Here is a 5,532-nt window from a genome sequence, read left to right as displayed (position 1 = left end):
CCGTCTCCGCAAATCGCTCTCCATGCTTCCTCACAGTCGGATAAGCCAACCACTGAAGCGGAATGTCCGTCACCTTCCAGACCAGCCGACCAGAAGAGTGCAACACATCTGAGGCTTCCTCGAAACTCGGCTCTGTGATGAACTTCTCCAGTTCTGCCCGGAATGCCGACCACTGCGATCGACTTGTTGGCGGGTGACAACGATCGTATTTCGCCATCCCAGTTCGATAGTGACCGAGGAATTTAGACATTACTCTCTGTTAATTCGTTGAGGTCGTCAGTCTTCCAACTCTGCATTTTGCTTTGTTAATACAGAGATGGTCGATTGTCAATTCTAGAACTGACACGAGACTTTAGGGCTTTTTTCAATGCTTGAGTAGGCTGAACAAGTCCCCTCTAGAACACCAACGATGAAATCTCTCAAGTCTGCTGCTCCGAAGCCAACCCAAACTGCTCGTCAACCTTGGCAGAACCTTACATTGTGGGCAGTCTCAACACTCGGCTGGTTAGTCCTCTTTCCCTTATTCTGGTTTCTTACAATTCAAAGCTTGGCGATCTGGATGTTAGGGCAAAGCGTTTGGATGGGACACCTCGCCCTTTGGCTGCTTCTAGGTCGATCAAGCCTCCTTACCTTGTCTACGTTCGAAATTCTTACGACAGCTCCCCCGACATTAAGCTATTATGCTTGCCGCAAAGTCGGGATGAGAGGACTCCTCCCGATCGCGATTCTTTCTGCCCTCCTGATCCCAGTCGGACAGTCCTTTGGACGCATCGACACCTATGGAACAATTCTCGCGCCTCTGAAAATTGCATCTCAAAGCGGGGATCTACCGAAAGCTCGTGGTTTAATGCTCACCCTCACTCGCCGCTATTATCGCTACGGATTTTTTACAGATGGCAGCGATTTGATTCGTTTAGGAATTGACCCGAACGTACAAGGGGATATGGGCAATACGCCATTGATGACAGTTCTTGATAATCCAACCTATGTTCAACACATGATTAAATTGGGTGCTAACGTGAATGTCAAAAATCAGGCTGGAAACACTGCGATCGATTTAGCTACGAACCCGCAAACGATTCAACTACTGAAACAAGCAGGAGCAAAGTCGGGACGCTCGGAATAATTTTGTAACCGCTTCGTATCCAGCTAGCACTCTTTCCCTTAACCATCGAGAAACTACTAACACACGATAGACTCTACACTTTCCGGCTCACTGTGCCATTTCATTTACAAGCAAATACTCACTGAAAACTATCACATCTCATTAGCATCTCCAAATGTCGATCGATTTCCTTCAACCGATCGCGCCGATACTTCTGCCGCTTCGCCTCCTGATGCTTCGGGCTACCCTCCTCACCGATATAGTAAGATTTCACCTTCTTTCCCCTAGAACGTTTTGACTCGAACATCGCCTGCTCACTGCGCCACCAAGCTTGGCGAAACTTGCGACCCTTCACCTTCCCGGTTTCAATCCAGCAATGCTCTGGTGCAATCGTCCCCTCTGCTTTGAGTCGGTCCCGTTCTATCTCCAATCGAGCGATCGCATCATGAATAATGTCCGTCTGATTGTTTCTCACCCTCACCCGCGCACGTTCTAGGGGAAGAAATTGATCGGGTGAGACATCAGCCTGGTGCATTTCTCCAGCTTCAAGGTATCGAACTCGAAAATAGCCGGAGTCGTTTTGCGCGAACCCTTCGGGAAGCGAAGCTGGTGAGCGCGGCACATTTAATCAATAACTCTGCGGTTTGATTGTCGCATCGACGTGAACGGAGAGTGCCACTAAAGATCGCCTTGAAGCGAAACATCGCGGTTTCGGCAATTGAGCGACACTGATAAGCGGAATCGCGCTTCCATTTTTTGCGTCCATGCTTACGGATGTATCGCAAATTCTCATCTCTGGGATGGGACGAAGCTTTGCGATTGCCGTGTTGCCATATCACCGCATCCTTGCGCTGTGGAATCACAGGCTTTGCCCCGCGTTTGGTAATCTCATCGTAGCAATGCCGATGGTCATACGTGCCATCAGTGGTCACTTGTTCGATGTCTTCGTCAATCTGGTTCAGCAGGTCATCCAAGATTTCGCTATCGTGAACCGCATTCGAGGTCGCCACTGCTGACAGGATTTCGCCTGTGGCTTCATCCACTCCCAAATGCAATTTCCGCCAAGTGCAGCGTTTGCTGACTCCATGTTGCCGGGTCTTCCACCCGCCTTCGCCATAGACCTTGACCCCAGTGGAATCGACGACTACATGACGCGTCCCGGTTGCAGGAAAGGCAGGCAACGCTATCGAAAGTTTACCGATGCGACGTGATATCGTACGGTGGTCAGGCACGGGAAATTCAAATCCCAGCAGGGTAAAGATGGAATCGAAGAAGCCTTCGCATTGTCGCCCTGCCAATCCATAAACCGCTTTTACCGTTGCCATTGTCGCTATCGCAAGGTCACTGTAGAACACCGGAGCTCCACGTTGTCCACTCAAGCTCGGCAATCCATTGCGCCAGGACAGTCTCATCAATCCAGAGGCTGAGGCTTCCCCGTTGTTTCAGACCAGCGTTATACTCAGACCAGTTGCGGATGTGGTATTGAGACTTCATGGCAAGTTTTGGTGTGGTAATTGAAACTTACCATCTCTTGCCGTTCCGCAATCCCTCATTCATACAACAACGCCATTTTCCATCAGCTAATCAGACGTGTACTGGATGCTAAAAATAGCAGATTAATCCGGTGGACACGAGCACGCTAGTAGATCTCAGTAAAAGCGTTGACCTGATTCAATTGGTGCAGGTTGTCTTAAATTCATCTGCCGCAGCGCTTCTAAGATGCCAGGAACGATTGATTGGAGCGCTTGGTAAACTGCATCCAGTTGCATCAAATCAGGTTGGTGTGTCCATTCGTTCATAAAAAACTTCTTCACCTCGATCGATATGACACAAGCTGAGCGCGGAAAGTGCTGGTGAATCCATCGCGCAAACTGCCCGCCGCCGAATTTCACGTTCTCACGCACGTCTAGTTGTCGTCCTAGAAAGTCGAATTGCCGCAACTCAACTAGAACGCGATCGAGGATGGGAGACCAATAAGCACGATCAAGCGTTTTCGTGCCGAGATTAATCTCAGGATTACCGCTCAGGGGGGCAGCTGTGCCATCTCGATAGTGATTGTAGGTATGCAAATCCAAAATCACAAAGCGCCCAAACCGCTGCTCAAGATAGCGGCACACCTGTGCTAACTCAGCGTAAAAGGCATCATATTGCGTCAGCGATCGTGCAATCAATGCCTCAGGTAAGGGTTGATTCCAAACTTGGAGCCCCCACGCATCTTGCGGATGTCGATAGATTGCTTTTTCACGTGGACGATTCAAATCGACCTCAAACCGAGAATGCTGCACAATGAGTCGAGTCTGAGCAAGGCGCGTCCATTGGGCAGTGAAGGGATCTTCTTCTCGTTTACGATCGCTCCAATCTAAGGCTAAATGCGCTGCCACTTCTTCACGCACCGCATGTCCATCGTGAATTGCTGCCGCAACCAAGGGTTGATTGCCGATCGTCCAAATCCAAGGATGTGATGACTCGATTTTGGGATGCAGATTGGGCGCTGCCTTATTCACCAGAATTACCCCCTGTTGGTAGCGTGAACTCAGGTTGATTCAGGAAAGATTCTACCTGTGTCTCTAGCTCATCGCAGGCGGCTCGCACCAATGCTAATCCAGTGTCCTTTGTTATTTCAGCCGTAGCAGGAGCACACTGCTGCAAAATCTTCGCTTCAGTTGTTGGATAAGGGTGTTCGAGATCAGCAGTCCGAATCGTGGTCTGGAGCTGTTTGAGAGCAGCCGCTCCAGCTTGATCCACAATTGCAAATTCCAGTAAGGAATCGAGATATCGTTTGACGGCCGCGTGCGTCACACCTTCAGTTGCAGCGGCATACAACAATGTGCCATTGAGATACGCGAAATCTGGAACCACAAGCTGCTGGTCTTTAACTTCAAAGGTATGTGCACCGGCGGTTGGACGGACTGTAAGATTTTCACGCCGCACATGATCAGCAGCGTGATACACCAAAGCTGCGATCGCCAAAATGACCTGAGGATAGTTACCATCGGTTTGGCGCAGTTCAATCGTGCCGTGTCCATTCAATCGCACCGGATTCCATGCCGATTTGAGTAAGCTACCCCCGGCATCGAGAAATTGCGCCCGTTCAACTGAGGCACGCTCCATTGCAGCAAGCCAAGCATAATAGCGCTCAAATTGTTGCTCCACAAGTTGCTCAACACTGTCTGCATAGGGACGCAGCGCTCCAACTTCCGGTAAGTGAGTGTAAACCCCTTCCCATCCAAAGGTTTGATTGCCGCGATAGTGAACGGTGCGTGCCGCTAACCCAAACACTTTACCTTCATAAAACGGGCAAGCGCGAGACAGCGCAATAATCGCTGGGTCCAATGCAATCGCTAAGTTGTACAGATTCACAACCTCAGCCCGTGCTTCAGGTGAAACTTGGTAAGACACTCCAATTCGAGGATCGATCGCTCCTTGGGGTAACTCAAGGTGCAGATGGGTGCCAAGGCAGCGACCTGCATCGAGAAAGCGATCATATCCCACAGTCCGTGCCTGAATGTGATAGTTTGGCTCATCGCGAATCGTGGGGGACAGGTGCAGTGGATATTGTGAAAGCGGATAAAGCCGCAGCTCCAATTGTTTTGCCGCCATCAGCAGAACTTGTAGATTGCGCAGGTATTGGTCAGCAAGCCCTGACACACTGTTTGCAGGATCAGTGTTAAGTTCAACCATGCTTTTGACAAACTCTGGCGCAAAGTTGTTCGGGTTGCGTCCCTGCCTTTGAGCGAGATCATAGCAACCCTGTAATAGCTCATCGGCGCGATCAACAATTATCCCTTCTGCGTCGACAATAAAAAACTCTTGCTCTAGCCCAATCCGACGATTGACGTTATGGCTCATGATTGAAGCGCTCTAGTGAGAGGCTTTGACTGACTACACTAACGTTAATAGGTTTTATCGGGTAGTGTGACCTAGCTGAGCTCTTGAGTACGTCTATCGATTGAAAGAGAAAATTGACAAAGTAATAGCCTCAAGATAAAAACGTCAGAGTACTGCTGAGACTGACGCAGCCAAACTCTTAACTTGTTGTATATCTTCTTTCCGAATTGCGCCGCTCTGCGAGAAATCCCCAAGCCACTAGCCTAAGTATGAGCGCCCGAATCAGCCATGCCGCGATCGCCATGGGCGAGAGCACGGGTTCAGAGTTCATTAATAAGATCGATCTCTTCCATCGCCACTGGGAATAAGGGTCAGGCTCAGGGTTCCCAGATCGGATTTGTCGATCGTACTTGAACGGGCTGCCGTCCCCAATGTTGGGGCGGTTTTTCTGCTTTGGCGATCGCAGCTCCAATAATTTGAGCTTCTTCAGTACCGCATGCTCGGAAGGAATACAAGGTCGAACACCTCGCCTAAACCAATTCCCAATCCAGCGATAACAGCAAGATAAATCCATATCTGCCGCTGCTCAAAACCCGCAG

Annotated in this window: 6 protein-coding genes and 1 pseudogene; 1 reads left to right on the top strand and 6 read right to left on the bottom strand. The window is 49.8% G+C overall.

Annotated features, from left to right (window positions below):
• The coding region (locus NC980_RS26065; RefSeq protein WP_190375971.1) for a hypothetical protein at window positions 1-250 on the bottom strand (250 nt) is incomplete at its 3' end.
• Between the two features lie 159 nt (window positions 251-409).
• On the opposite strand from NC980_RS26065, the gene NC980_RS26060 reads away from it, so the two are divergent.
• Window positions 410-1,126 (top strand): hypothetical protein, encoded by a 717-nt coding sequence (locus NC980_RS26060; protein WP_190375970.1) that lies wholly within the window; start codon window positions 410-412, stop codon window positions 1,124-1,126.
• 118 nt (window positions 1,127-1,244) lie between these two features.
• On the opposite strand, the gene NC980_RS26055 is transcribed toward NC980_RS26060, so the two are convergent.
• The 5 genes and pseudogenes from NC980_RS26055 to NC980_RS26035 form a co-directional block, all read right to left on the bottom strand.
• Complete coding sequence (locus tag NC980_RS26055; RefSeq protein ID WP_190375969.1) at window positions 1,245-1,640, bottom strand: hypothetical protein; 396 nt, start codon at window positions 1,638-1,640, stop codon at window positions 1,245-1,247.
• Between the two features lie 10 nt (window positions 1,641-1,650).
• A pseudogene (locus NC980_RS26050) lies at window positions 1,651-2,599 on the bottom strand (IS5 family transposase).
• Between the two features lie 155 nt (window positions 2,600-2,754).
• Window positions 2,755-3,609 carry an N-formylglutamate amidohydrolase gene (locus tag NC980_RS26045; RefSeq protein ID WP_199298435.1) on the bottom strand — a complete coding sequence of 285 codons (855 nt, stop codon included), beginning with the start codon at window positions 3,607-3,609 and terminating at the stop codon, window positions 2,755-2,757.
• On the bottom strand, window positions 3,602-4,954 hold the full coding sequence (locus NC980_RS26040) for a glutamate-cysteine ligase family protein (protein ID WP_190375968.1): 1,353 nt from the start codon (window positions 4,952-4,954) through the stop codon (window positions 3,602-3,604). The genes NC980_RS26045 and NC980_RS26040 overlap by 8 nt, the downstream gene beginning before the upstream one ends.
• A gap of 178 nt (window positions 4,955-5,132) precedes the next feature.
• Window positions 5,133-5,264: a hypothetical protein gene (locus NC980_RS26035; RefSeq protein ID WP_277881323.1), complete on the bottom strand. Its 132-nt coding sequence runs from the start codon at window positions 5,262-5,264 to the stop codon at window positions 5,133-5,135.
• Window positions 5,265-5,532: the final 268 nt, after the last annotated feature.

It is taken from the genome of Leptolyngbya sp. AS-A5 (genome assembly GCF_039962495.1).
Lineage (GTDB): Bacteria > Cyanobacteriota > Cyanobacteriia > Leptolyngbyales > Leptolyngbyaceae > Leptolyngbya.
This window is presented reverse-complemented; position numbering and strand designations above follow the sequence as displayed.

Coding starts and splice junctions, on each gene's coding strand:
- NC980_RS26060 (WP_190375970.1), top strand. CDS start 410: ATGAAATCTCTCAAGTCTGCTGCTCCGAAGCCAACCCAAACTGCTCGT.
- NC980_RS26055 (WP_190375969.1), bottom strand. CDS start 1,640: ATGCACCAGGCTGATGTCTCACCCGATCAATTTCTTCCCCTAGAACGT.
- NC980_RS26040 (WP_190375968.1), bottom strand. CDS start 4,954: ATGAGCCATAACGTCAATCGTCGGATTGGGCTAGAGCAAGAGTTTTTT.
- NC980_RS26035 (WP_277881323.1), bottom strand. CDS start 5,264: ATGAACTCTGAACCCGTGCTCTCGCCCATGGCGATCGCGGCATGGCTG.